Here is a 269-nt window from a genome sequence, read left to right on the forward strand (position 1 = left end):
AGACCGTCTGTATAGTCTTCGTAAATGCTTACTTTAAAGCGATTTATTTTATCAATTTCTCCTTCATTCTTTACTATTAGTTCTTGTATTTTGATAATTTCACGGTTCTGAACGGAACTGACATCAATAGTTGATAATATATTTTCCATTGATAAGATAATGTCTATATGTGTAAATGTCAACATCAAAATGCATAAAAGTTCCAACATGAAAATGCATAAAAATTCCAAGGTGTTTAGGATGGTTTGTACATAGTATTACTTTTACTT

At 28.6% G+C, this 269-nt stretch carries 1 protein-coding gene; it reads right to left on the bottom strand.

Features of this window, described 5'->3' with window-relative positions; translation table 11 throughout:
• Positions 1–185 (bottom strand): hypothetical protein (locus AACQ14_RS24565; RefSeq protein WP_339366150.1); only part of this gene is annotated, 185 nt, incomplete at its 3' end.
• Between the last annotated feature and the right edge of the window lie 84 nt (positions 186–269).

This window comes from Vallitalea maricola (genome assembly GCF_036985595.1).
GTDB classification, from domain to species: domain Bacteria; phylum Bacillota; class Clostridia; order Lachnospirales; family Vallitaleaceae; genus Vallitalea; species Vallitalea maricola.